Origin of the sequence: Acinetobacter sp. YH12046 (assembly GCF_013419905.1) — a bacterium.
Lineage (GTDB): Bacteria > Pseudomonadota > Gammaproteobacteria > Pseudomonadales > Moraxellaceae > Acinetobacter.
On record NZ_VOZF01000066.1, the window covers coordinates 1 to 2,445 of the forward strand.

The 2,445-nt window shown below is 47.8% G+C and carries 2 tRNA genes and 2 rRNA genes; all 4 read left to right on the top strand.

Features of this window, described 5'->3' with window-relative positions:
- Positions 1-1,072 (top strand): 16S ribosomal RNA (locus FTU03_RS15835); the annotation flags it as partial.
- Between the two features lie 61 nt (positions 1,073-1,133).
- Positions 1,134-1,210: transfer RNA gene (locus tag FTU03_RS15840), tRNA-Ile, on the top strand.
- Between the two features lie 63 nt (positions 1,211-1,273).
- Positions 1,274-1,349, top strand: a tRNA-Ala gene (locus FTU03_RS15845).
- 431 nt (positions 1,350-1,780) lie between these two features.
- Positions 1,781-2,445, top strand: a 23S ribosomal RNA gene (locus FTU03_RS15850); the annotation flags it as partial.

Below are 2,445 nucleotides of genomic sequence, written 5' to 3' on the forward strand. Positions count from 1 at the left end.
GGGATAAGTGGACGTTACTCGCAGAATAAGCACCGGCTAACTCTGTGCCAGCAGCCGCGGTAATACAGAGGGTGCAAGCGTTAATCGGATTTACTGGGCGTAAAGCGCGCGTAGGTGGCTAATTAAGTCAAATGTGAAATCCCCGAGCTTAACTTGGGAATTGCATTCGATACTGGTTAGCTAGAGTATGGGAGAGGATGGTAGAATTCCAGGTGTAGCGGTGAAATGCGTAGAGATCTGGAGGAATACCGATGGCGAAGGCAGCCATCTGGCCTAATACTGACACTGAGGTGCGAAAGCATGGGGAGCAAACAGGATTAGATACCCTGGTAGTCCATGCCGTAAACGATGTCTACTAGCCGTTGGGGCCCTTGAGGCTTTAGTGGCGCAGCTAACGCGATAAGTAGACCGCCTGGGGAGTACGGTCGCAAGACTAAAACTCAAATGAATTGACGGGGGCCCGCACAAGCGGTGGAGCATGTGGTTTAATTCGATGCAACGCGAAGAACCTTACCTGGCCTTGACATACAGAGAACTTTCCAGAGATGGATTGGTGCCTTCGGGAACTCTGATACAGGTGCTGCATGGCTGTCGTCAGCTCGTGTCGTGAGATGTTGGGTTAAGTCCCGCAACGAGCGCAACCCTTTTCCTTATTTGCCAGCACTTCGGGTGGGAACTTTAAGGATACTGCCAGTGACAAACTGGAGGAAGGCGGGGACGACGTCAAGTCATCATGGCCCTTACGGCCAGGGCTACACACGTGCTACAATGGTCGGTACAAAGGGTTGCTACTGCGCGAGCAGATGCTAATCTCAAAAAGCCGATCGTAGTCCGGATCGCAGTCTGCAACTCGACTGCGTGAAGTCGGAATCGCTAGTAATCGCGGATCAGAATGCCGCGGTGAATACGTTCCCGGGCCTTGTACACACCGCCCGTCACACCATGGGAGTTTGTTGCACCAGAAGTAGGTAGTCTAACCTTAGGGAGGACGCTTACCACGGTGTGGCCGATGACTGGGGTGAAGTCGTAACAAGGTAGCCGTAGGGGAACCTGCGGCTGGATCACCTCCTTAACGAAAGATTGACGATTGGTAAGAATCCACAACAAGTTGTTCTTCATGACGATGTATCTGAGGGTCTGTAGCTCAGTTGGTTAGAGCACACGCTTGATAAGCGTGGGGTCACAAGTTCAAGTCTTGTCAGACCCACCACTAACGACAAGCAAGCAATTGCAGAGCGAATAGAAATCAGAACATTGACTTAAATGATAAGCTGGGGACTTAGCTTAGTTGGTAGAGCGCCTGCTTTGCACGCAGGAGGTCAGGAGTTCGACTCTCCTAGTCTCCACCACGAATTAATTTAAAAGCACTGCTTTTTAAATTAATGAGGTTGATTGATTAGATGATAGTCAAACAATGCTGGAAAGAGCTAAGAAATAAGCGATCAAGTGTTTAGATCCTAGAGATTAACAAGTACAAGCGTTATGATACGCACCACTTGATAATCTCTGTGATTTATCACAGTAATGCAATCTGACGAAGATGCATTAAATCATTAACAGAATATATTTGAGTTGAAATAATTTGTTCAAACTCGTTGAAAGCAACATAGGCAACTATGAAGCGATTAGATGAGTTCTAGCGATTAAACTGAATCAAGCGTTTTGGTATATGAATCTAATTGAAGCTGTACAGTGCTTAAATGCACAAGACGCCAACTGTGAGTCGTAAGACTTGTTGCTAAACCTACTTGTAAGGTTTAACGACTGTTTGGGGTTGTATAGTCAAGTAATTAAGTGCATGTGGTGGATGCCTTGGCAGTCAGAGGCGATGAAAGACGTGATAGCCTGCGAAAAGCTCCGGGGAGGCGGCAAATATCCTGTGATCCGGAGATGTCTGAATGGGGAAACCCACTTACCATAAGGTAGGTATCATTAACTGAATACATAGGTTAATGAAGCGAACGCGGGGAAGTGAAACATCTCAGTACCCGTAGGAAAAGAAATCAATTGAGATTCCCTCAGTAGCGGCGAGCGAAAGGGGAACAGCCCATTAAGTCATATAAGTTCTAGTGGAATGCTCTGGGAAGTGCAACCATAGTGGGTGATAGTCCTGTACACGAAAGGGCTTATATGATGATGTCGAGTAGGGCGAGGCACGTGAAACCTTGTCTGAATATGGGGGGACCATCCTCCAAGGCTAAATACTCCTGACTGACCGATAGTGAACCAGTACCGTGAGGGAAAGGCGAAAAGAACCCCTGTGAGGGGAGTGAAATAGATCCTGAAACCGCATGCATACAAGCAGTGGGAGCCACTTCGTGTGGTGACTGCGTACCTTTTGTATAATGGGTCAGCGACTTATATTCAGTAGCGAGGTTAACCGAATAGGGGAGCCGTAGAGAAATCGAGTCTTAATAGGGCGTTTAGTTGCTGGGTATAGACCCG